The sequence below is a fragment of the Chryseobacterium sp. BIGb0232 genome (assembly GCF_024810195.1).
Taxonomy (GTDB): domain Bacteria; phylum Bacteroidota; class Bacteroidia; order Flavobacteriales; family Weeksellaceae; genus Chryseobacterium; species Chryseobacterium pennae.
This window is the reverse complement of the sequence record NZ_JANUEH010000001.1, coordinates 924,534-950,025: the sequence shown is the minus strand read 5'-3', so window position 1 is coordinate 950,025 and position 25,492 is coordinate 924,534. Positions and strand designations below refer to the sequence as shown.

Sequence of the window (25,492 nt, the reverse complement as noted above, 5' to 3'; positions counted from 1 at the left end):
GCACATAAAATAATGTTTCAAATTTAAATCTAGATTAATAATTAAGTTAAAAATGTCAAGAAGAATATACTTTGAAATAACAGAAGAAACTGATTGGACCCAAAAAATTAATCCGGATTTAGGTTCAATAGCAACGTTAATTTTTTTCGCAAACAATTTAAATCCAGTAATGGGCGAAAAAATGATGAATTCAACATTATCTGAATACAGCTATAGGGTTGAAAAAGATTTACCAAGAGGAAATTATACCATTGATAATTCTTCAGCCCACTATGGACCGGATCATATGGAAGAGCTAATTCATTTTATCGATGGTCAGTTAATACCTTCGCTGCAAAACTCGTTACAGCATAAAGATATAGTTACAGATATTTATGGAGGAGTGCGAAATTTTTTAAATCTATATTATGATGGACCTGTATATTTAGGGTATATTGGAATTGATGAAAGTGATAGTATTGAGGGATATACAGGGTATATACCTAATTTAATGCAGAAAACATTAGAATTGAAAAACTTTTATCAGAGAGTGAAGATTCTGAATAAAACGTATGAGGTATTTATTGAATAAACAGCCTTAATATTATCGAAATAAAGCACGAAAAAAATAATGAGTATTGTAACAGATTATAAAATAAGTTTTGGAGTTAAAAGAATTCATGATCGTGATTTTAAGTTCATACGTACTATAAGTTCTTCTTTGGATTCAATTATTACTGAGTTTAGGAATATTATTAATTGTGATAATTTATTAGGGGCTATTAATCTTAAGGTGGCCCCATCCTCACCGGGAGAAATACTGTATACAACACAAGGGTTGCAGCTTATCAAAATTACACACGCTACCACTGAAATCTATCGCGACTCTGCTAGGTATGATTCAAATCCGGATATTACAGCAGATTTTACTTTACCTACAGCAGACTTCAAAGAAATTGTTAAAGTCTGGCGGGAGTTTGTAGTGAATGGTGATGTTTACCCTAATTTTTAAAAATGAATTATCAAATTTTAACCCAGCATCATTTAGAATTCTCAATTATAATGATGAATGGAAGAAAAACAGGTATTGTAAGAACAACAGCTCCTGAAAACAAATTAAGTGCAAGCTTGGAAGATCTGTTTATAGAAGGATATCCGGATGGATTTATTGAAACTATTTTAAGAAATATTGAGAGAGCTCTCAATGATATTGACTACGACCCAGCTGAGGATGCTTGTCCAACGTTTGCCAGTGTAACGGTAGGGAAAGTAAATTGTGTTGTGAGGAGTCTCAGAAAACAAGTACCATTGGAAATTCCTACATTAGATTTAAAACAAATTTTAATGGCGTGGACAGAATATTTTGAAATAAATGATATCCAGGATATGGGGCTTGCATAGTGGATTATAATCGAATAGACAAAACAACTTTGAAATTAATAGCAGAAAAAATAATGAATAATAATATAGCAGATCAGTACAATCTCACTTTTGAAGATAAAGTACAGGACTGGGGAATACAAGGGAAGAGCGTCAATAAAATTGTAAGTACAAACAATCAATATTTAGCCATTTTTCTGAACAGCTGGAACTCTGCAGAACAGATCAATGCCTCGTTGTTACCGGATATTAATGATGCATTGAACAATCCGGATGAAGAAATTGATAGTGATTCTGCGACGGTAGATATCATTATGCACAGGAATGAGGTCGATTTTTATGATGATGTTAAAGGATATGTAAGTAGTATTCCATTGCAGGATTTTAAAAAAATTGTTACAGAATGGAGGAATTTCCTGAAGACAACTCCATCAGGTGCAGCTAAAGTGCGTCAGATTTTTAACTGTCTTTGAATATAAAATTTTCTATGGATATTAGATGTTTTCACGAAATACTTTACTCCTAAAAAAGATATCTGGATATATATAATGAATCAAATTTTCACTGATATCTATGAATCAAATTTCAAAATATTAACTTGTTAATGAATTATGGTAAGAGATTCAAAATGTAACGGAACAATAGGTATTCATCCTACAACGAATAAAAAACTAATGAAATGAGCGCAAAAATGATTTTTTTTACCACTGCCTATGATGAAGAGTTTCTTACAGAAGAAGAAGCATTGGAAGTAGGGAACTATAGAAAACACATATGGATCAATAATGCTTTAAAAAAAGAAGAATCTTATAGAGAAAATCAGCTTTGGGGTGGAGTTTATTATTTATCACCTGAAGAGCATGTTACAGAGGTATTGATCACATTGGGGCAACATCTGAATTGGACTCTTAGAGATAATAAGCAGAACATCCATGGGTATACGGTTTGGGATTGTAAGCCTTACTCCGGTTTACAGCAAGATGCGAAATATTCAAAAACTGTTTCAGATACTGAAGGAATTGAGGTCGCTATTATAACTTATGATAGCGTTACTCACCAGGTAAAAAGCGGGCTTAAAATCTATAAATTCGGAAATAAACCTATTCCATGGGGAGAACCAGGATCGGTATTTGATGAGGATTCTGAAATTTTTTTTAGATTTAGTGAAGATGGAGAGCTAGATGCAGTGCACGTAAATGATTTTCTTTTTAGTAATGATTTTGCTTATACTGCGACCCAGTTTTTTCGCGCTGCGGGTAATTTCTTTCAGGAAATGGGTCTTTCTGAAGAAGAAATATACTATTATACCCATGCAGAACCCCTTGTTCCCAATTTTTAGATAAAATAAATCTTTCATACTAAATGAAAACTAGAAAAGATGAGAATGTTAAAAGAAAGTAGAATAAATAAATTGATGGCTCTATTTGTTTTATTAGTATTTTTTTCCTGTAATTCATTGGATAACGATGAATACAAGATTTTAAATTTAACAATAAGTAAATATGTCTTTAAAGAATTAGATCCAAGAGCTATATCAGATACAGCAACTAAATATAATATAAGCGGCCCTGAGGCTATATCGATTATAGACAGCTATAGGAAAAAAGAGAAATATACTTTCACGATGTCTGACACACTTGTTCCTGTGAACATTCCAAAAGATAACCGGGATGCTCTTCATCAGACCTATTACTTTAATGAGATTGAAAATAGATCAGACAAGGCTGTTCCGATCGACTTTAGCAAGGTAGAATATCCTGAAAATCTAAAAAAAGTGACGAAAGCAGTTAAGGATGAGAATTATGTAGGACATTATACATTTCACAGAGTTTTGTTTGACAAAAGCAGAGAAAGAGCCTATATTCAGATTGATCTTCCCGAAGAACAAGTAAGGTTTGGGACTATTGGGCTGAGATTAAAGAAAAAAAATGGAAACTGGGAATTTGAAAAATAGCTTACCAGCCTATTCATCTATTCAATATTACTGAACATTTTAAAAGTCAAACACTGTGGAAATTGAAATTTTAACTTATTTAAGAGACAATCCGGCAGCTTACCCAGAGAATAAGGAATATGAAGGCAGAATACAACCAATGTCTTTCTCTGAAATTCAAAACCATGAAATGATCTATAATAATGGAAAACCTTTTCCTAAAGCATTACGGGAGCTTTTATTTCTGGCTGGGAAATACTGTTATGTGTTGGAACATAATATTCTTGAAATTAATGAATTTCAGGAAGATCCCAGAGAATGGATGAAAGAGAATAATAAAGCAATTAACCACCCGTTCTATGTGATTGAAATCTGTGATTTTGCAGAATCTTTCTTATTTGTTCATCTTGATGAAGATGATGATCCTATAGTTCGGCATGCTGAATTGTATTGCAAAGAATACAATGTTTCTTTTATTTCGTGCTTGTGCAGATTATCTGCTTTTATAAATCATAGGATTGATATGAAGAAGAAGTATCGTGATCCATTTTAATCCATTTTTAGCACAGTTTTAATGATGAACTTAAAAAACTTTACCATTATCAGTCATCAAATAAGTTTTAATAATCCATATTACGCCAATCTGGAAAATTTATTGAATAACGATTTTAAAACTACCTCAGTTGTAACCCAATTTTTAACCGAACTGATAAGCCTGATTGAAAATTGGGAAGATATAGCGGTTAGAGAAGCATTTATAGAAAAAGAAGGCGGTTATTGGGATTGGAAGGACCTCCTGGATTTTAAGGTAACAGGAAACTGGTTTACATTTTTCAAATTTGAAGATCTCGGAGGTTATATTAATGTTGATACCAAAACTTTTTATCTTGAAAACTCTCTACTTCCTAATGAAGCTGTTATTGATATGCCATTGGAAGAGTTTATAGAAGTTTTACAACAATGGAAGCATATTTTAAGCGAATAATTATCCAATACTATCACATTATTCATCATAGACAATGGATTTGAAGAACTATATCATCACTCATCATAAAATTAATTTTAATGATCCCCAATATAATAACCTTCAAAACTTATTAAACTCAGATTTTAATCATCTGAAAACTTTAGACAGTTTTTTGAACGAATTATTGTATTTAAAAAAACATTGGAATAATATCCAATTAAGAGACACATTTATTGAAACAAGATTAGGAGGATATTGGGACTGGGAAGGATTAGAAGCCCATAATGTCTCTGGAAACTGGTTTACAGTGATCGCATTTGATGATTTAAATGGCTATGTCAATGCAGACACTCAGGTATTCTACCTGGAAAATGAAATCCTTATACAGGAATCTGTTGTAGAAATGCCATTGGAAGAGTTTATAGAAGTTTTACAACAATGGAAGCATATTTTAAGCGAATAATTATCCAATAATTTCACTTTACTGATTACATGGATGCATGGCCTATCGCTTCATCAGCTATTTACCATAAACCTTAGCCCCCTTAAAATAAAACATCTGAATATTTTTCTTTGCGTTTTCATAAAAATGACTTCCAAAAAACAGAACTGTTTCTGGAAAATTATACTTTAATTCAGAGAAATGAAATATCAGTTCACTTTTTTCTCCTCAGTTTCATGAAGCTTTTGCTGATCTCTGGGTGTTACACATAATCTTCTATAGGTCTGTTTTTCAGACTGCTTGTAACGAATGTGAGAGCCTGTGGGGAGTAGACTGGCATAATGAGTCCCCAGCAACAGCCGGAAATGTGGTTGATAAATCTGTTAGAAAATCGAAAAAAAATATAATACGTCAAGTTTTGACGTTAGCGGCCTATACTTTTGTGTCAGAATTAAACAACAAGCTATAATGATGATACCACTTTTTATGAACATGATATTCACCTATCCGAAAATCAAAGATCATAACAAAGGACTGTAAACTTTTCATTTTTTTTAATTACAAAATATAACACGTCAAGTTTTGGCGTCAGCCTGAAATAGCTTTGCTTAAGAATCAAACACCAAATCACAAAATAGTAATCATCCATGGATAAACCAAGTGAAAACAGAATAAAAAATCTCCATCCATTGGTAAGGAAAGAAGTCACACAGATTGTAAAAGAGTGTGATGAAGCCCTTACCGGGAGAGCAAAATTAAGAATTACCCAGGGATTAAGATCCTTTAAAGAACAAGATGCATTATATGCGCAGGGAAGAACAAAAGCCGGAAAGAAAGTCACCAATGCCAAAGCCGGTCAAAGTATTCACAATTACGGATTAGCGATAGATATCTGCCTGATTATCGACGGAAAAATAGCAAGCTGGGACACTGCGAAAGACTGGGATAATGATGGCGTAGCCGACTGGTACGAATGTGTAAAGATCTTTGCCAGACATGGCTGGGAATGGGGCGGAAACTGGAAAACATTCAAAGACCTGTCTCACTTTGAGCGCAGATTTATCTGGAAAGGAGAGCGTAAGATCAACGCAACCTGGAGAAACTTACAGAATTTACCAAAAGATAAAGACGGATATGTAATTTTCACCCAATAATCCAAGGATTATTTCACAGTGAAAATCAATACTACAATCAACCGGAATGATTGTACAGGAAGGGTTTTGTCTTTACCGGAAAAAAATAAAACGCTTCTTATTGAACACTTGTTGCGACCTAAAAAATTCTGAATAAAAAAATTATTGAAGCCGCTAAGATGCATGAAGAAAAATCACATCAAATTTTTAGGAAAACACTCTTTAAAAAATAACCAGGCTCATTATTCTTACAGCCTTCATTAACCTTAAGGGTTCAGATACTTTTCAGGTTTTATAAGACCTATCATTACTCCGTCTTATCTTTTATTAACACCAAAAATTACAAAAATGCCACAAAATATTCCATCGGGAAGCTTATCAACAGCTCCCGACAGCAAAGGGCTTAACGTACGGCCTGATCTTCTGCCGGAGTCTTTCTTCTTTCTGGAGAAAGGGCAGACATTCAGTCAGGACACGAACGGGAAATTTGGAGCCAATGGAACTGTATTCAGGACCACCTCCAAAGTAAGCCTTAACGGTACCGGCAAAATATATACTATTTGCCAGGGACAGGTATTTTTACAACCTTGTGGAGGAGATTCCACTAAAGTAAATGCGATCCTGAAGCCTTTTAATCAGCCGGTTAAAGGACTTGCGATCAAATATATCGTATACAGAGGCCTGAACAGATCAGATTTCTTTGAAGGAGATCTTATCAAATCAACAGCTACAACTGGTTTTGTAGACGTCATCAAAAAAGAGTTTACGGGTCTTTATAATATGCTGGGGATTACTGTCCCTCCGTTTACTGCTCAGCATATTGGGTTTCCAGTAGGGAATTCTCAGTCAGCAGATGACCTTATTGATGATTATTTCCTTAAGATTTCTAAAGTTCAGACTACCGGAACTACCACTACTGAGGTAGACTCCAAAAAAGCTTTTGAGCTGCCGATGATCCCAAGAGGAACGCATCTTGGAAATGCTACAGGAAGTGTAGGAATTGATATCGTACTGAATGAAGGAGATTACACGGTAGCCAATGATCCAAACCCTTTTCAGCTGAACCTGGCTTTTGCCCGAAGTGCTGACCACGTCTTAGATCAGGCTATTGGGAGTACACCTTTTAAAAAGAAACTGATCAGGGAAACCGCTACTCAGTTCCTTGATATTGCAGCCTTTTATGGTTTACATACGCAGGGGAAAGGAAAGATCCATATGAGTGATAATTCTGTTCTGCAAACGACAGAAGAAATTGCTGGTCAGATTTCAGGTTTTAAAACAGCTGACACAACCTATCTGTACATCCAGGGAAGCAGACAGAGATCCTATAATTTCTATGGAAATTATAAAGTAAGTGATACAAACGCACACAATATGAAAATAGGCACAGGAGTAAATGATCTAAATGAGGAAACATTTGGTGAAAACTGGCCTTTATTTGAGTTGTCTAATATGTCAACCGTTGCATTACAATTAACAACAGATAATTATTTATGGGCAGGGATGTATGTTAAGATGGGGACTCTATTATCAGAAAATCAAAACTATTTTATACGAAATAGCAATCTTTTACAAGCTCCATCATCTAATAATGATTTAAATTATACAAAACCAATTCTATTTGATATTATAAAGACCAGTGCACAAAATACGGTTTCTGGACTAATACAACTTATTTATGAAGGAAAGGAGCTTAATATTGAAGAGAATATAGTTCCATCAGATCCTGCTTTGCCAATTGAAGCTCGAAAGTTAGTATTAAAAGATATTGACGATGTATTTGGAATGATCAATGTAAAACCTAAACTAAAGATTAATCCTTATGAGCTTGATTATGTAATTGATCAGAATTTACTTCTAATCGATTTTAATAATAAAACTGGGGGTAAAGATGTTGCTACCATAACAACTAAAAGAGTTACAGATGTTATTGTAAAGGATGAAACAGAGAGTTTACAAAGAGTATCTTACGAGACATTGTTAAATAATATCCATCAAAATACAGGGTCCTTTTTTCAGAGCCGTACTGCATATTTGGATAATAGTAATTCAGGAACTGTATCTTATAATAAAGAAAGGAATAATTATTATCAGCCTGAACAACCTTATTATCTTAAAACAGAAGTTTTTACAGATAACAATTTAAACACAATTACTGGACTTTCATTACACATAGAAAATGGAAAATTACCTAGTAAAAAATTATTAGGTATATCGTCAAGTGAGAATGATATTTTAATAGATCTTATTAGTCAGGCTCAATTAAATAATCCTAAGTTTTTCTTTAAAAATTTATTGGTAGATGAAGATACAACGTATTTATCTGTAGAGAACATAAAATATAAAAAATATAGTTTATCAGTAATTGGAGAAGATCAAACAGGAAAACTTAAACTTGTTTCTCCAAGTTCAAATAATAATATTTATGTATCTACAATTGATGATTTGATATACACTTCAAATGCTTATGCAAAATGGGTACCTAAGCCAGACGATAATTACAGCCATTTAAAAAGAAACGATTTAACGACTTAAACTAAAAAAAATGAATGCGTATATATTAAGAAATGGTAATGCCGTACGAGAATCAAAAATAACAAATATTAGCTTAGCTGTAGATGGCTTTTTGAGTTCATTTACTGTAATTGAAACAGGCAAAAAATACTCATATTATAGAAAAGATGAAAAAAGTGGGGTTGAAGAAGGATATTATGATGAATACAAGTTATCAGAATATATTTCTAAAAGCTTGAAAACAGATGCGGTTTTACAAAGACCTAAAGCATTTGCTAGTTTTGAATATGCTACAACAGGTGATATGGTAAATGTAAAAACAGCAGATCTTTCATCTAATGTTTTTTATACAGAAAAAGAATATATATTTTTACATACAGCTGGGAATAATTATTTATTATCTTATGAGAAATTAAATTTTTCTATGATGGGTACACCTACTGTAAATCAAACTCATTATAGTCCATTAATAAATAAATTTTATAGTAAACATATTGCGAAACTATCACAAATAGAAGAAAGTAAAAAAAGTAAATATCTTGAATATACTATTTATTCTGCTCTTCGAATTAATCAGATAATAAATGAAGTTTTTCCAACTATTACAGCAAACCCCAATAATATTTCGTTAAATAATTTAAACCAACTAATTAATAACCTTAAGGCAGCTTGGGAAAGTGATCAGTTAAATTATGGAAGTATTTCTTCAGAAAGTTGTATTAGCTATTATAGTGATTTAACATCCTTTTATACAACTGCAAAAAAATATTTTGTTGAAATACAAAATTATTCTGAAAAAGATAGAATTAGTTTACTTATCAATATTCTTAAATCAGTTATTAATAACGCTCCTGTACAGTTTAAAATACAGTATTTAAAAGATATTTTAGATAAAGAGTTATCAGAAAATGACATCAATTCTATTGTATATCTAGCAATGTCTTTCTCCGAGACCCAACAAAACGAAATTGATGAATTTTTAGGACAGCTTGTAGGTGGCAGTAACTATATCTGTGTTAACGAAGAACTTTTTCAAAATGATGAAAAAAAATACAGACATCAAAGGGTCAATATAACATTGTATGAAGCTATTGTAAAAAAATTAGACGGATTGCAAAATAAATTATGGTATTATTCCCCACTGTATAAATATGTACATACAAAATTTGTACAAGATGAGGGAAGAAAATCAACACCCCTTCATATGTTTGTTATGAGTATTTATGCATTGTGGACTTATAGTAAATATAATCCTTACAGGAATAATACATATAACGATAATGTTGTTGGATTTAAAGGTAATCAGGATGATGTTAATAAATTATTCAAATATACTCGAAATACTGCTACTACATTGAAGGTAGAAGGAAGATATACATATCCATCTATTGATTTTGAAGCATCACCTCTAATTATAAATGTTTCTGAGTATTTCATTTACGCTGCTTCAAAACATTTTACTAGTATGAGGACAAGTTTTTGTTTTACTGATAAAATTGTAGTTGAATGTAATGATTATAAACAATTCAAATTTACAGGAGGTTGGATGACCCCAGCTCAATATGAATATAAGCGTGACTTTTATTCATATGGCTATTATCATTTATTTCAACCAATACAAGTCCTTAATGTATCAGATAATAAAGTTGATGTCCCTGTCCATGAATGGGATATTAACAATGTAATAAATAAAACTACTTTTATTCCAGCATTTTTGTATCATCACATGGAGTCGACAAAATATGATGAATTATATTATTCTATTTACTGGCTACCTATAACAGCAGCTTGGAAAACAGCCAAAGAGATTATACCTCTTGTAGGTAAAGTAGCAGATAAATTGGATAAATTATTAGATATCACTGAAGATGTATATGATTCTATGCATCCTAAATCTGCAATAGAATTCATACACGATTATGCTTTAACCCATTAAAACTATTTAAAATGTCAGAATTTAATATACTGATTGATAGATTAGATTTTTGGTTGGTAAGTTATTCCACCAGTAAGACTAAAACTATCGATGAACAATTATTTAATATAGCTAAAAGTATTACAGATTGGGTTGCAGCCAATGGTTGGCCTAGTGATTTTAATAATAATGATGCAAAAAATTTAATACAAGAATTATCAAATAGAAAAGATCCTGCAAAAAGAGGGGAGGAAATAAGGGTGAAGATCAAAACCCGTGTAATCAAAGAAGAACCGACTGAAGAAATTGCACAAAGAGGGCTTTCGCAGTATGTTTGGGTAGATATTGGAGAAGATGGCTTTAAGAAAACACCAAATCTGCGCTTTACTGATGCGGAAATTAATAATATGATTAAATTTGGTTTAGAACGAGAAAACTTACCAGATGCTTGGATTGAAGGTATCATTACAAAGGCATTTAGAGTCCCAAAGGCCCAGACAATTGCTGAAACAGAAATGTATTTAACAAATGCATCTAATTTGTTGAAGCCTACATCACTGCAAAACGGAAGAGGTGGTCTCTTATATTGTTTTAAAGATGAAAATCAAAAATTAATTTTACAAGACAAATTAAAAAAATATTATATAGAAAAATATGGCTTAACAAATTATATTTCTGAAAGTCAAAAGTTAGTAAATACTTTTTATGGAGGCTCTGTACATACTAAAATAGTGCCACCAGATGTGGATACAGTGACTTATTTATCTGATTATCAGATGTTGGCTTTGTTTGCTTTTGCATTAGATAATCTTAAAAATGCAAAAGACAAGGGAGCGATTGATTTTGAAGAATATAAAAAATTAAGGAATGGAGCTTTAAAAAATATGACGGGAGATGCTGATAATAAAAGAGTAACAATAAATAGTTTTGTTTTACCAGAATTTATTCGTTCAGCAGATCCTTCAAATAATATTCCGAGAGATATTTATAAATTACACCGTATGAAAGATGAAATTTTTCAGTCTAGTATGAATGTTAATGGGGATAATATTTTTAGAGTCTTAAATTTAGACCCGGGAAGTTCATTAGGAAAAAGATTAGATTTTACATTTTTCACTAAAACAGCTGCAAAAAATGGTAGAAGTATTCCACCTGAAACGCAAATTGAATTTTAAATAAGAAATTATGATTAAACAATATAATAATCTGTCAGGGAAAGAAATTACTGAACAACAGGCGCTTCAATCGAATGAGTTTGTAATTAATTTCATAGATAATTTATCGAACAATTTAGTAAAGGAAGAGCGCCATATTATTAATAATCAGGTAAGCTTTATTAAATATTTAATTTACGATAATGAAAGTGAATCAATTATATTCGATTATCTACGTAATAAATCAGAACAATTTCAAATAAAAAAAAGAGTATTTATTGGAAACTTTGTTGTTGACACAAATAAAAACTATTCGCTTCAGGTTGGAAATGGACCACTAATTTCAAAGTTGGTTTATAATATTAATGATCTTGAGCCAGAGCATTTTATTTGTATACATGTTCTCGATTGGCAAACAAATCTACCTATACCAGAAAGAACTAAAAAGTACTGGTATAGCATAGATAAAGATGGTGAGAAATATGAGGCAATTGAATTTTCCTATAAAGAAGATGGCTCATTGCAAGAAGCAATAGATAAGACGCCTAACCATTCGGACGAACAAGATTGGAAATATTATGATAATTTTCAAGAATTACAAAGTAAAAAGCAAGTGGATTTAAGTTATTATATTAATTCAAACTTAACTTCTTAATTACTGGAAATTAAATGTTATAAATACTTGTTCTAGTAAAAATAGGAATTATTAAATGAATGTAACACCACGGGAAATTAAGTAAACCCTACTTAATAAGGCTTTTGTTTGCCTAAACGGAAGCCTTCCACTCACCCAAACACAAAATTATTTTTATGTCAAATCAAACACCGGTAACACACAGGTATTACCCGAGGTTATCCTCTGTGGTTACAAAAGACGACATCCCGGATATGCTGGGATTCATAAAAGATGGGGTCACCAACCTCCTCGACAAAATCTATTATAAAGATTTACAGTATAGTAAAGGGCCAAAAGGAGACTCGGCTTTTTACAGTTTATCGATCGTTTCGAAAAGAATCGATATCGAAATTCCCGGAACAGGAATCGCTTTGGTTCTGAATCCGGATCTTAAAGACAATGATTCCAAAATTTCAGCATTTCCCATCACCGTTGAATACCAATGGAAGATCCTGGCGTATTTACGCTATTTCAGCTTAGGAAACTTTTCCTTTGAACCCCAGCAGATCTTCGAGGTTGCACTTAGAGTGCTCAATGTAACGGAAGAACAGGCCATTGCTCATTTTGTGAATACATTTGTGAAGCCTGAAAACCAGGATATTACTCCATTGATGCAGTTCGTTAAAGATATGAATGCAGCATATGGAGGATGGTCCGGAAATCCAATTCCTGTTCCTACCAATGCAACAACAATTACTGAAGTTGTACAACAGATTTTTTCAAGAGCAGGGAAGTATGCTTCTTTAGCAGCATTTGGAGCTTATTTGTTAACAAGCGATCTTCAGGAAACAGGAAATAAAGTAAAAACATTCTTTAAATCTCTGATGCCACAGGATATTGATGAGTTCATCAAAGAAGTGGTTGTTCCGAAATTTAAGGCAACTTTAGTATTGTCTGCAGCGATTGAATTTCCAAGAAGTATTTTAAAACCGGTATACCCATTAAAGCACCCGACTGCTCCTTTAGAGGTTATAGAAGATGAATCTCAAAAAGTGACCATCGGTTTTGGAGAGGCTTTATTTTATGCCGATACAGAAAAAGGTTTCGGATACAATATGGATTTGGTTCTGAATATGAGCCATCCTGCTCAGATCGGAAATACGGGCTTTGTGATCGATATTCACAATCTGAAAATTGACCTGAGTAGAACAGAAAACATTGCGGAAGCCGACGCAGACGGAAGACCCAAAGAATTTATGGGGGTCTATATGGAATACACCGAAATATTCCTGCCGAAAAAATGGTTTAAAAAGAAAGATCCTGCATTAGATAAGAAACAGACCATCGGTATTTCAGCCAATCATATGCTGATTGGAACCGGAGGTCTCTCAGGAAATATTGCTATCAGACCTAGCTATGCCGTTAAAGCTGTGGGAACACAGACCGAAGTGGTAGACTATTTCAGTGAGTTTTTCACCCTTAAGTATCAAAATCTAAAAGTGAAATCAATGTCTGATCCTACGGAGCATACTATTGCTGATATGCAGGCACTGAAGACTTTCATAAATGGATTAGATGCACCATCTCAGCTTAAGTTTGTATATCCTTTCGGATTAACAACTACTGCGGGAGAGCATAAGGAGTTCCAGAAAGAAGAAGATTATTATAAATTTCTGTCCAGCCTTTCCGTAGACAGCCTTTCGGACCAGGACCGTACGCTGTGGTTTGATCTTGGGAAAGATCCTGAAAAAGCATGGGAATTAGGATTCAGTCATTTTGATATTGATTTCCATCAGGGACAGGTAGTACGTTCCTCATTGAGTGCTGCACTGAAGATCAAAAAATTTAAAGGTGCTGATGGAGATTCCGAATTAATCATTGCCGTAGATGGAGAATGGGAAAGTAAAGAAAACTTTAAGCTTGCGGCTGCATTTCTTCCAAAAGGATTGGAAATGAACCTGTTTAAATTCCTGATCTTTAACTTACAGAGAATAGAAATTGGTAAGAAAGATGATAACTTCTATATTGAAGCCGATACCAAAATCAGTTTCCCTGAGGGTACATTTGGAGAAAGATTGCTGGGAAAAGAAGGAATTGATCTGCCGGCTATCCGTTATTACGCCAATGGTAAATTTGAGATTGCTGGAGGAAGTTCTATTATTCCAACCAACCTTCACCTGAATTTAGGACCTGTACGTATGGCGGTTACAGCTGTCCATATGGGAACCATACAGCGTATGTATGACGGCAATATGCGTACCTATAATTATATCGGATTTGATGGGGGAATCAATATCAACCCATTAGGTCTTGATGTAAGAGGGAATGGGGTTAAATACTATTATACTGCTGATAACGATCAATATGGTGGCGCTGGAGATTCTTATTTCCATATCTCAACCTTAGAAGTTGACTTGGTAATTCCTGGAACGGCGAGTGCAACTTCTGCAGTAGCCATTATCAAAGGAGCTCTTACTATTCCGGAACCAGGGGTATCTACAGAATATAGAGGGAAGGTTTCTCTTCAGCTGCCGAAAATGAATATTTCCGGTTCTGCAGAAATGGCTTTCGATCCTAAATACCCGGGATTCCTGGTAGATGCAAGTGTTGAACTGCCATTTGTGATTCCGTTAGGTTCATTTGGTATTTTCGGATTCCGAGGACTGATCGGATACCGATATGTTGCTCATAAAAAGGCTATCGGAATGACAGAAAGTGATACCTGGTATGATTATTATGTACATCCGCAGCGAGGAATCAATACCGATAAGTTTATCGGGCCTCAGTTTACCCAGGAGTATAGTGCACCATTCGCCTTCGGAGCAGGAGCATCCCTGGCGACCTTAGATGGACGTCTTGCCTCATTACGTGCAATGGTATTGCTTTCAGTACCAAGTATGTTTGCCATTGATGCCGGATTAACAATCATCAGTGAACGTCTTGGGCTGACAGAAGATGACCCTAAAGTTCCGCCATTCTATGCATTCGTTATTGTAGGTGACAATTCACTGGAAATTGGAGCAGGAGGTAACTTCCAGCTCAACAAAAATAACGGGTCATTTATTGATATTAAGGCTGAGGTTCAGATGGGCTTCTTCTTTAAAAATCAAAGACCATGGTATGTCAATTTCGGAACGAGGGAAAAACCGATCAGAGCCAGCCTGTTTAAAGATTCTGTGAATATCAGGGCAGAGTCTTATTTGATGATTGCCGCCAAAGGAATTGAAGCTGGAGCAAGGGTAGATTTTAACCTGAATCTGATCATTGTAAAAGTCTATGCTGCTATTGAAGTGGGTGCTCACATCAGTTTTGAAAGACCTCAGGTAGGAGGATATATTTATGTAGAAGGAGGAGCAGAGATCAATCTTTTCATTATCAGTGTAGCCTTATTTGTTTCGATCTATTTCAGAGTAGAACTTATCTTCCCGTTCCTGATCCTGGCAGAACTTAAATTTGAAATTAGGATCAAGCTGTTTCTCTTGAAAATTAAGCTTAAAGTTCATTTAAGTATCAAATGGGAGAAAAATGCTGAGGTAGATACAAGAGCTGTACCACCTCTTACTTATGAATCGGATCGACCAGAGATTGATTATCCAAAAGAAGCGAGATTGAATAATGCAGTGAAAGGAGTTCATATGTTGACCAATGAGACCTTTGATCTTCCTGTAGTGCTGGTTAAAGAAGTTCCGTTACCAACAATTAAAGATGATAAAAAACTGCCAACAATCCCATTGGATACCTATATTGATATTAAAATTGAAAAGGGACTTATTCCAACTCCTGTTGCGGGTGAGAAAATTGGAGGGCATACAAGTGGAGCAACTGAATATACAGATTTAATCCCGCCTCAGAAAACCCAGCCGGGAGGTCACGTACTTCGTCAAGTGAAACACCAGTATTCTATTGAAGATGTGGAGATTAAAATTCTTGGCAAGAAAAATAGTGATCCTAATAATCATGAGTTGGATTGGAAAAAGTACAATCCTTACAGAGCGGTATTGACGGAGAATGAAGCCAATAGCATCACTAATATTGATAAATTCAAATTAGGATTCTGGCAGAAAATAAATGGGAAATATGATACCATCAGGATTTTGGCGTCTACACCATTCTCATTCTTAGATGCTGCACAACCGGGATGGTTTATTCCTGAACAATACGGAATCACAGCTTCATCATTATTCTGTACAAAAACGGAAGATGTATGGCATGAGTCTAATGTACTCGACAAAACAGTAGGAACGGTTTATAACCAGCCGGCAGGAGCACCATATAACTTCATTAATGGAGCGTATTATAACCTTTTGGGAACATTATCGGATACTACAGACTATATGGTGGTTTCTAATGCTTCCAATCCACATAATGAACCGAAGTCGTTGAAAATGACCAATGGAAATACAATGGTTGTTCTGCTTCCTGAATCATCTGCAAAAGTAAATTTATTGCTTTCTACGATGGCAAGTACGGTAACCATCAGATACTATAAAGATGTATTCTCTACTACGATTTATCAGAATTATGAATTGATTGCAGAAGTAACCAAAACGAAAGCGGAACTGGCATCAGAGCTGTCATATGAATCAGTTGATTATGGCGGTCAATATGTGAGTAAAATTGAAATTATTCCATATAATGTCAACCAGCAGGAGATTGATGATATCAATGCACAGATAGATCAGATCTGGGCCCATGCAACAGCCAATACAACCGGTGAAGTAACCAGCATTGTACTTTCTCCGGGAGAACAGGCAAAATATAATGAGCTTCTTGAGAAATTAAAATACCTGAAATCAGGAGGATGTACGACTTCTCAATGTAAGGAGCTTGACTTCAATGTAATGCATGTGCAGAATGGTTATAGAGGATTTGGAAATGGACCTGTAAACTTTAGCATGTCCGGGATAGCGACTAAATGGGAAGATTATGAAGTTCCGTATAAAATGATAACAGGAGGTGATACTCCGCCATTTGTGGACTTCAATACCCATTCTGTGATTTTCCTGTATTTACCTAGAATTTCTAGTAATGAACTGGTTAAACACAATAGTGTTATTACAAAAATTACGGAAAAATCTGATGGTGTTGATGTCTGCTATTCAAGTGATTATCCGAAAGAACAGATTAATAAGGCGGTGATCATTAAAGTAAGTAAAACGACTCAAAAACCTCTGAACCTGAAGTTTACTCCTGATTGTGGATGTGTTCCAAAAGAAGAGCCATGTACAAAAGATACGAAACTTTGTGATTTCCTTAAAGAGATTATGCAAAGACTGAATACCTGTATTCGAGATTACGGAGGTGATGATGTAACAGAGCTGCATGATAATTCAAAATGTATTGATACCTTCATAAGGAATATTGTTGACTTTGATAATGAGAACGAGAGCTATTGTTTGATTAAAAATAATCCGGGATATTTAAGATATCTTTTAGAAAAATTGAAAAAATATCTGGGTACCAGAGGTTCTACACTGTCAGGGGCATTACAATTGATCAAAGAAATCAGCGATACCATTTTTACTCTTGGAAATTGTGGATGCAGTGATGACAATAACGATTCTGGAAATACAGTGACAAATTGTTATACTTTATTCCATAAAGTGAAATGGATTACAGCTGAAGAGCACGAATATCAGCAGACTATTCCATCACAACTTGCTGTACAGGCAGATATGCAATTGATGCAGGAAGCGATGAGTAAAGTGGTGCAGCCGGTTTGGAGACCAAACAGTGTATATTATATCAATCTTAAACTGAAAGATAATGTAAATGGAGATACACCACATATCATTGATTATTATTTTGCCTTTAAAACAGCTGGACCTATCGGACATTTTGAGAAGAAAAATGACAAATACATTGAAAAACTTAAAGATGCTGATGGAAACCTGACGAATAAAAAGAAAAATATAGATGAATATCCTATTACTTCTCTAAAATCATATATCGATCTGAAAAAATCATATCCTAATGTGGACGGAGATCTTTTAATGTCAAAACCATTATTCTATGGTCATCAGCAGTGTAAAATAGAATTCTTCTTTACCAAGCCTTATATCTATAATATGCTTAAGAACTGGTCTGAACATACAGGAATGGGAGTGAAGGGAATTATAGGAAGTATCAATATGGTGATCAAAGATCCTGTAACGAATGTGAGCGTTCCATATCCTTTACCTGAAGACTGGAAGAAAAATGAAACAGTACCGGGAGTGATTCCAGGCTGGAGTGAAAATGATCCAAATCTACCATTGGGTATTCAGCAGATGCTGAACTATGTGAATCATGTTAACCAGGGGAACTCTGGTATAGCTTGTAGCATTGATCTGGGAAAACCTGTTAAGCCAAAATCATATAAGTATTCAGTAGAGCTTACAGATCTGCATCCGGAAAAATTATATACAGCAATGGTTTTTAATGCCTTTGATGATGATGGAGACGGAAAGTATAAGACACAACCTGCACCAACAGTGGAAGATCCTAAGAAAGTATATGAAGAAAACCAGAAGATCCATGAGTTTGTATTCAGGACTTCAAGATACAGGGACTTCAAAGAACAGGTAGAAAGCTATAAGCTGAAAGAATACGATGATAATAATGCGGTAATAGGACAAAAAGATGCGATATATGAAGTGAAAGCAGACCTTAAACAGCAGCAGCTTGATGACCTTTATATCTTAGCTTCAAAAGGTGCTGAAAATCCAAATTTAAAAGCATTAGCTAATACCTATTCAGAATTATTTGATCGTGCTTTTGAAGGAGTAATGGGATTAAAACCATTAAACCCTCCTACCCATACAGAGTTTGTCAAAATAGTAAATACCAATAATGATGTGGTTGCTTTACTGATAAGGAATCCGGAACCATTCAATGATCCGAGAATTCCATTGGGTGATATGAAGGAATGTCTTAAGGTTCTTAATGCTTTAAACAAACATAGTGAAGGTTTCGAACTCATTTATGCTAAAGATTATTCTCAGATTTTAGTGGTACACAAGAGCAATAAGATCAAAGATTCAAAATTAGCATTAGAGTTCAATTACAAATCTTGGGATGGAACCCAATATGGGGTGAAATCTACGGTAACAATCAACGAATTAAAACTAAACAATTAATTAAATCTAAAATGAGTTTTTTTAAAAATTATAATTATTCAGGTTCTAGCGGAATAATTAATTCTTCTGCGAAGAATCAGGGATATGTAATGGAGGTAGGAACCGTAGATTCATCGGGACTGATTACAGTTCTTGACGAAAGCGGGAATCCAATATGGAGTAAAGTTTTTCAGTCTCCTCAGGGAGAAGATACAACCTTTGTTAAGGTGTTACCATTCAAAGACGGTAATTTTGCTGTTGTGGGGATAACTTCCAAGATAACTCCTGTTGTGATGAAAATCAACGGAAATGGACAAATAGCATGGTGTTATAGCTATCCATTCATTGAAACAGATGAAAGTCACATTTATGCAACCATATTTGTTGATTCAATGGTTTATCTTACTTTTCATAATGTAGACAAAAAGACCAACAAAACTCTTATATTACGCAGTGATGGAAAAGCGGAGTATAGTGCAGATATTATTAATAACGGTAATCCAGAGGCAACTCTGGAAGTTACCGGGATTAGCACCTACAGTGAATTGGTTTTTATCAGTGCTAATGAAACTCTCGATGAGGTAGAACGTGGAGTATGCTTATCTGGACAGGTATATACACCAGCAGATTCTGTGACGTATGTTTCTGCAGGCGGAAAACCTATCGTTTTGAATGGGGTTCATTGCAGAAAGGTTAACAGTTCATATGAGTTGTATATGTCTGGTAAAGTTAACAATATTCCTGCATTGGTTGCCAATCGAAAAAATGTGTTTTTATATGAAGCTTGGGAAGGTAAACCAGCTACATTTACTTATGGAAAAGACTTTTTCTATGCTCAGACAGAAAAGGGACGTAACTTTAGCTTTTCTTTATATGCAGACCCTACATCGGGTTATGACCCAATATGGGTTAAAAAAGCCAATGGCAGAGAAATGGTTATTGATCAGATTGCTGATAATGAGGTGACAATTAGAGGGTTTTATAACTCCTATTTTACAGGGCTTGTAGACAATACAATCAATACCTGTAACACATCTCAGGATAATAAATTTAGATTATCAGAAAGAACTTTTGAGCAAGAGAAGGCTCCTTATCATACTAATCGTGCAGGTTGGATGCAGGAACCTCTGAATTTTAATATCACAAACAAATTACGTACTCAGGGCGATGCATGTAGTGGAAATGGAATTACAATTCCTTTCAATGAATTTTCGGGGCTGCAAACCCCTAATTTCTATCTCCAGGCTGCAGGCTCCAAAGGAGAAGACAGTACCAAGGGAATCCATCTGAGATGGGGATTTGGAGGTGAATTAGGAGAAAATCACCTTCCTAAAGGAAAATTGACAGACAATAAAAACAATTTCAACAAACCTAGTGACTTTGTAAATGTATACAGAGCTCCTTATGAAAAGCAGATTTTCACTTTAGAATTTGCACAGGTTCCTCAGCTTATTGATGACAATAAGAAAATGTGGGTGTATAAGTTTAATAATGACAGTAGAATTTTTTATGTCTATTTCAAAAATAAAACAAAATATGCACAGGTAAGAATGTCTGTAGATCCAATGTCTGATCCTCTTAAATTCATGCAGCTATATGGTTATGAAATTATAGAGATTCTTTGTAAAACAGATATTTTCTTTGCTGCAGAGCTGAAAATAGACTCGCAGACAGATTCACGTCTGGAGCTGGAGGCGCTTTCTGTAGGAGAACCGAATAACACATCCCAACAGCAGCTTTCATATAGAGCAATGCCTTACGGGAACGATCTTAACTACACTTATTTTAATGTAGAGAACGGAAAAACTTTGCGTTTCAGAGCTAACAATTGTATGGTTACTGAAATTAACTTTGAGTTCTATTCAGATTTTATCATCAATAGAAATCAGGCTAACGCATGGGAACTAATGGGAGAATTCTCTCTTACGGATAAAGCAGATGTCGCTTTTGAAAGGTTAGATCCCTTACCTGGTGAGAATCCTGTTGATGGAGCATGGCTAAGATATAATGATAAAGCTTATGTAAATATCGGGAACTACCATAAAAAATGGGAACATTCATCTGTGGGGCCTTTAGACAGAGATATTCAAACGGTAGTTCAAAGATATGTAGAGCTGAGTAATGATCAGCAGAATCCAAAAGCGAATGAAACCATTTCAATTAACCTTTCACCTACAGGCTCACAGCAGGTGGTTGAAGTTAGCACGAACCTTCCTGAGCAAGGCGATATGCAGGTTTCCAATCTGGATATTTTAAATATTGCTGCCCTGGATTACCATGTAGCAAGAATGTTGGGGTTAGGATATCTTGATATCAAAGAAGATGTTTTCGGAAGAGAATTTATTTACATCGCAGAATACTATACCAATAAAAATCTGGATATCAATTCAGAGGATAAGAGCTATCAGCTGCTTTCAATGTCTCTTCCTGTTTCTACTGAAATCGAAAGACTTTCACTGCCTGTAAAACTGTTGAAACTGAATAAAGGAATGGATGCTGATAATCCGCAGTCTGCAGGGTTATATGATGCAGAAGGATATTCTCATAATGGAAAATACCGTTACATCAGTATTTATAATCACCAGATTCCTGAACTTGAAGTAAACCCTGTTTTCTTTGGATCAGCTCAGAAATTTGATGCATCTTCATTCACGGTTCCTGTATATGCAGGTCTTGAATACCGTGTTGTAGAACCTGGGAAAGCAGATGATTACACATGGATAAAACCGGAATTATGTCATGATACAAAATATTTTAATGTAGATAATTCCCCTAATTCTTATGAAACCTTACCTCTTCAGATTCCCAATACTTATGCACCATTGTATATGCATAAGCAGGATAAAAGCGGAACTTATTTTTATAAAGGATATGGAATCAACTGGTTTTCAAGAGCACAGATAGGAGGAGAGGAATTGTCAATAGATACCAAGATTAAACCCAACAACAGGTTATTACCTCCAACGGCAACAACAGCTTTCCTTATTCAGAAAGAAAATCCGGTAACCCTTACCTCTGGGGGAGAACAAACCCGTCGAAGTAACATCGCAGATCCGGATAAAACTTTGGTAAGATTAGGCTTTGATCATCACATTTATCAGGACGAAATTGTATATCCTATTCCATTTGATTCTACGTTAGATGATGATTACTACCTGGATCCGGATGTCATCTTCCCGGATGATAAAGAAGTAATGGCAGATGAAGTGGAGATTTTCTACAGAAATTATACCATGAAGGAGATTTCTGCGAAGGTCGAAAGTATCAACCATCACCCGAATAATCAACTTTTGGCTGAGATTGAAACGGTAGATTATACCCTTCCAAGTTCAGGAGGAACTATTCCTTCAGGATCTGCTAATCCTGCCCAACCTTCAATTCAGGAGAATACTTTAAAATCGGAAATTCCTGCAGGAACTACCGTCAATGATTTTATCGGAGGAATTTTCTTATTGGATGGTGAAAGCTATATCATTAATGGTATTGAAGTAAAACCTTTAGGATTGAAATTTACGGTGTTTAAAAAAGCACCAAGTGCGGCTATTATTTCCGGTACTTCACCAGTAATCGATCAGAGCAGTTTAGTGCTTCCTGCATTCAGTCCCGGAACTGAAGGGTTGTTCAGCGCCACTGAAAATATGCAGAATACACCAACCTGGGGTCCTAAAAATCCGAACTCACTGAAGGTGAAGATTGGGACTAATGATTGGAAAATCCATAGAGAGATTATTCATACTCAGCAATCAGACGGATCTGTTCAGAGATTCCTTGAAAAGAGTAGAGGGTTCTGGAAAAATGCAAAAGTGGAACTGCATTTCGAATTACTAGACAAATATCAGAATAAAAAAGGTGAGGTTATTGATAATCCAGCTAATAGCCGTAAGGTTCACAGGGGAGTGTATAGGATTACATTCCCAGGATTCCAACTTGCACAGAATTCCCAGTATTTACCGAATGCCAACTCTGTAGAATGGTTTAATGGTATTGTGAGATTGTTCACCGTGGAAAACTATAATAATGGAGTTCCTAAAGAATCCAGGTCTATTTTTAAAGTGGTGAAAACTGAAAATATCAACATCAACCAAGATCTTGTACTTTATATCTATGATGAGAACTTCAGAATCCTGGAGGATGATACTACTCATCTACCGATTTTCAATTTTGAACCTAGTCTAGAAGATCCCGTTATGGATCCGGTACCACTTTCTACAGACCCTATTATGGGGAAAAATCTTCTTGTCAATTACTATCCTTCTTACAGGGTATACCTGTATAAAAATGAAGCCAATAATTTAATTGAGGATGCTGTTTTACCTCCCGAAAATGAGGATGTAAGATACTCGATCTTTGGATTCAAGAGTGTAGATCATGACAATGTAGATATGCAGGGAGCTCAGTATAAGTCTAAATTCAGTGTTCCTGCTGTAATGTTTGCCAATAGAATTGTGGAACCAAAGGCGCCTAGAAAGCCAAAAGGTTCTCAATATGCCACCAGACCGGATAAATTCGGAAAGGCAACCTATAGCTTTATTACAGAATATGATCATAAACCATATTCAGTACAGTTTTTCAGAGCGAATAATGCAGTATTACTGGCTTCCTTATATGAACCGGAAAAGATTGTGGAAATTAAAAACAGTCTTAATGCTCTTGGAGGGAATGATGAAGAGTTTTTTACTGACAGATGGATGAATTTTGTTGACTTCAAAATGCTTGAAGATAATACTAAAACATCATTTGAAGCATTTCCGCCGGATAATCCTGTAAACTTTACCATGCCGCTTCCGAATAGTAAAATATTATTTGATGCCATTAACTTTTTTATTAAAAATCATAACGAACATTTTAAATTGAAAGTAGGGCAAAGTGGATATGTTAATCAATTGGATGAAACAAAATGGAAAAAAGGAGAATACCCAATTAATTATATTGTAATTGAGGCAGTATCTGGCCAGTCTGGTGAGCTACGTCTGGGTCAGTTTATCAAAGAAGCAATGATCAACTGTTTCCTGCCTCTTACGGAGGTTCCTATTATTTATCAGCAGATTCATAATTTTGATTTCAACAGTCTGAAAGGGCACAGGCCTAAAAATAAAAAGCAGAATGTCAGGGATGCTTCAGGGTATTTACTACCTACTGATCATAAGGATTTTGACATGGCTCCAATGGCAGCTGTATATAGCCAAGGCCAAGGAGGAACTGCCCATTCAACATTGTTTACCGATTTTACGCTTGATGGTGCTTCGGATAACTTCTACTTCTACGGAGTAAGAGAATTAGGAAATCAAATGCAGATGGGAGAGTTCAGTAAATTTCAGGGACCTATTAAACTGGTGAATACCAATCCTGCTGAACCGCCAAAGATCTTAAGCTTATTGCCGGTTGTAGACAATGCAACATTAGGAATCTCTGCAAAAGTAAGGATTGAAGTGAACTCTTATACTGATGTACACAAGATCAATGAGATTTCTATTTACAGGGCAACCAACAAACTGGATGCAGATTCCATCTTAAGTATGAAACACATTAAAACAGTGAAGATTGCTGATTTAGAAGTAAATCCTGAAAACGGGTCATGGACGGTATATGATGAATTTGAAGATCTGGATGAGAAACCTTATGGCGATCCGCTTTTCTATCGTGTAGTCGCTTCCAGAAAAGTAGAGTATACAACAACAGATTATAATGTATCACCACCTGCTACTAAAACGGTACAGGAGCAGGCTCCATCATTACCTTCAAAGACAACGGTAACCATGTTGGTGGAAAATTATAATCCGCCGGCACCAGTGTTAAGGTATCATTCAGAGCCGGTTGAATCTGATGTGATCAATTGGGTAATTCTATCCTGGGATCAGGTTTGCTATAAAGGGAAATATCATCTTTATAAAATGGGCCCAACGGGTAACTGGAAGGAGATTGCCAGAATAGATACAGATGAAAAAGATACCTCAAAAGCAAAACTCTATGTGTATGGCAATAATCCGGCAACCAATACAGAAGAATGGCTCTTTGCAGAAGCATTTGATATGACCGGAAATGAGTTTTTCCTTCCTGTAGAAAAATTAGGACTGGATCCTATGAAGATTAAAGATGAAGAAGGAAGAGTATTGTATCATCATTTCAAAATGGTATCTCAGAATACATCCAATATGTTCAGTACAGAAGAAAAGATTCTTACTATTTATAAAGAAGAAACATGGACCGACATCGGTGGAATTTCTCATGACGGAACAGATGGAATGATCTTACAGGGAACTTTCATTGTAAGACCTTAATTAACCTTTCACACAATTAATAATAACAAAAATAATTCCCCCTTACCGGAAGGAAAAGGGGGAACTATTCACCAAAAAACAAAT

16 protein-coding genes are annotated in these 25,492 nt (G+C 35.0%); all 16 read left to right on the top strand.

Annotated features, from left to right (window positions below):
- The first annotated feature begins 52 nt into the window (after window positions 1–52).
- The 16 genes from M2372_RS04050 to M2372_RS03975 all read left to right on the top strand — a co-directional run bounded on the left by M2372_RS04050 (window position 53) and on the right by M2372_RS03975 (window position 25,408).
- A complete protein-coding gene (locus M2372_RS04050; RefSeq protein ID WP_123318249.1) occupies window positions 53–571 on the top strand; it encodes a hypothetical protein in 519 nt (172 codons plus the stop codon).
- 39 nt (window positions 572–610) lie between these two features.
- On the top strand, window positions 611–991 hold the full coding sequence (locus tag M2372_RS04045) for a hypothetical protein (protein WP_123318250.1): 381 nt from the start codon (window positions 611–613) through the stop codon (window positions 989–991).
- A gap of 2 nt (window positions 992–993) precedes the next feature.
- The gene (locus M2372_RS04040) at window positions 994–1,380 is read left to right on the top strand and encodes a hypothetical protein (RefSeq protein ID WP_123318251.1); all 387 of its coding nucleotides are present in this window, start codon (window positions 994–996) and stop codon (window positions 1,378–1,380) included.
- 53 nt (window positions 1,381–1,433) lie between these two features.
- Window positions 1,434–1,832, top strand: coding sequence for a hypothetical protein (locus M2372_RS04035; protein ID WP_123318252.1), 399 nt, complete (start codon window positions 1,434–1,436; stop codon window positions 1,830–1,832).
- Window positions 1,833–2,038: 206 nt separating this feature from the next.
- On the top strand, window positions 2,039–2,698 hold the full coding sequence (locus tag M2372_RS04030; RefSeq protein WP_123318253.1) for a hypothetical protein: 660 nt from the start codon (window positions 2,039–2,041) through the stop codon (window positions 2,696–2,698).
- Window positions 2,699–2,773: 75 nt separating this feature from the next.
- Window positions 2,774–3,313 carry a hypothetical protein gene (locus M2372_RS04025; protein WP_148060708.1) on the top strand — a complete coding sequence of 180 codons (540 nt, stop codon included), beginning with the start codon at window positions 2,774–2,776 and terminating at the stop codon, window positions 3,311–3,313.
- A gap of 55 nt (window positions 3,314–3,368) precedes the next feature.
- A complete protein-coding gene (locus tag M2372_RS04020) occupies window positions 3,369–3,845 on the top strand; it encodes a hypothetical protein (protein WP_123318255.1) in 477 nt (158 codons plus the stop codon).
- 21 nt (window positions 3,846–3,866) lie between these two features.
- Window positions 3,867–4,277 (top strand): hypothetical protein, encoded by a 411-nt coding sequence (locus M2372_RS04015; protein WP_123318256.1) that lies wholly within the window; start codon window positions 3,867–3,869, stop codon window positions 4,275–4,277.
- A 34-nt stretch (window positions 4,278–4,311) separates the two neighbouring features.
- Window positions 4,312–4,722, top strand: coding sequence for a hypothetical protein (locus M2372_RS04010; RefSeq protein WP_115969623.1), 411 nt, complete (start codon window positions 4,312–4,314; stop codon window positions 4,720–4,722).
- A gap of 626 nt (window positions 4,723–5,348) precedes the next feature.
- The gene (locus M2372_RS04005) at window positions 5,349–5,855 is read left to right on the top strand and encodes a M15 family metallopeptidase (protein ID WP_123318257.1); all 507 of its coding nucleotides are present in this window, start codon (window positions 5,349–5,351) and stop codon (window positions 5,853–5,855) included.
- A gap of 327 nt (window positions 5,856–6,182) precedes the next feature.
- Window positions 6,183–8,369, top strand: coding sequence for a hypothetical protein (locus M2372_RS04000; protein WP_123318258.1), 2,187 nt, complete (start codon window positions 6,183–6,185; stop codon window positions 8,367–8,369).
- 10 nt (window positions 8,370–8,379) lie between these two features.
- Entirely contained in the window at window positions 8,380–10,284 is a 1,905-nt protein-coding gene (locus M2372_RS03995; protein ID WP_123318259.1) for a hypothetical protein, read from the top strand.
- Window positions 10,285–10,295: 11 nt separating this feature from the next.
- Window positions 10,296–11,438, top strand: coding sequence for a hypothetical protein (locus M2372_RS03990; RefSeq protein WP_123318260.1), 1,143 nt, complete (start codon window positions 10,296–10,298; stop codon window positions 11,436–11,438).
- A 10-nt stretch (window positions 11,439–11,448) separates the two neighbouring features.
- Window positions 11,449–12,072: a hypothetical protein gene (locus tag M2372_RS03985; protein WP_123318261.1), complete on the top strand. Its 624-nt coding sequence runs from the start codon at window positions 11,449–11,451 to the stop codon at window positions 12,070–12,072.
- A gap of 155 nt (window positions 12,073–12,227) precedes the next feature.
- Entirely contained in the window at window positions 12,228–19,151 is a 6,924-nt protein-coding gene (locus M2372_RS03980) for a hypothetical protein (RefSeq protein ID WP_148060709.1), read from the top strand.
- An 11-nt stretch (window positions 19,152–19,162) separates the two neighbouring features.
- Complete coding sequence (locus M2372_RS03975; RefSeq protein WP_148060710.1) at window positions 19,163–25,408, top strand: hypothetical protein; 6,246 nt, start codon at window positions 19,163–19,165, stop codon at window positions 25,406–25,408.
- Window positions 25,409–25,492 lie beyond the last annotated feature (84 nt).

Bases quoted from the DNA above. Each gene is read 5' to 3' on its own strand.
- M2372_RS04040 (WP_123318251.1), top strand. From the start codon at position 994: ATGAATTATCAAATTTTAACCCAGCATCATTTAGAATTCTCAATTATA.
- M2372_RS03980 (WP_148060709.1), top strand. From the start codon at position 12,228: ATGTCAAATCAAACACCGGTAACACACAGGTATTACCCGAGGTTATCC.
- M2372_RS04035 (WP_123318252.1), top strand. From the start codon at position 1,434: ATGAATAATAATATAGCAGATCAGTACAATCTCACTTTTGAAGATAAA.
- M2372_RS03995 (WP_123318259.1), top strand. From the start codon at position 8,380: ATGAATGCGTATATATTAAGAAATGGTAATGCCGTACGAGAATCAAAA.
- M2372_RS04030 (WP_123318253.1), top strand. From the start codon at position 2,039: ATGAGCGCAAAAATGATTTTTTTTACCACTGCCTATGATGAAGAGTTT.
- M2372_RS04000 (WP_123318258.1), top strand. From the start codon at position 6,183: ATGCCACAAAATATTCCATCGGGAAGCTTATCAACAGCTCCCGACAGC.
- M2372_RS04005 (WP_123318257.1), top strand. From the start codon at position 5,349: ATGGATAAACCAAGTGAAAACAGAATAAAAAATCTCCATCCATTGGTA.
- M2372_RS04010 (WP_115969623.1), top strand. From the start codon at position 4,312: ATGGATTTGAAGAACTATATCATCACTCATCATAAAATTAATTTTAAT.
- M2372_RS04025 (WP_148060708.1), top strand. From the start codon at position 2,774: ATGGCTCTATTTGTTTTATTAGTATTTTTTTCCTGTAATTCATTGGAT.
- M2372_RS04045 (WP_123318250.1), top strand. From the start codon at position 611: ATGAGTATTGTAACAGATTATAAAATAAGTTTTGGAGTTAAAAGAATT.
- M2372_RS03975 (WP_148060710.1), top strand. From the start codon at position 19,163: ATGAGTTTTTTTAAAAATTATAATTATTCAGGTTCTAGCGGAATAATT.
- M2372_RS04050 (WP_123318249.1), top strand. From the start codon at position 53: ATGTCAAGAAGAATATACTTTGAAATAACAGAAGAAACTGATTGGACC.
- M2372_RS03985 (WP_123318261.1), top strand. From the start codon at position 11,449: ATGATTAAACAATATAATAATCTGTCAGGGAAAGAAATTACTGAACAA.
- M2372_RS04015 (WP_123318256.1), top strand. From the start codon at position 3,867: ATGATGAACTTAAAAAACTTTACCATTATCAGTCATCAAATAAGTTTT.
- M2372_RS03990 (WP_123318260.1), top strand. From the start codon at position 10,296: ATGTCAGAATTTAATATACTGATTGATAGATTAGATTTTTGGTTGGTA.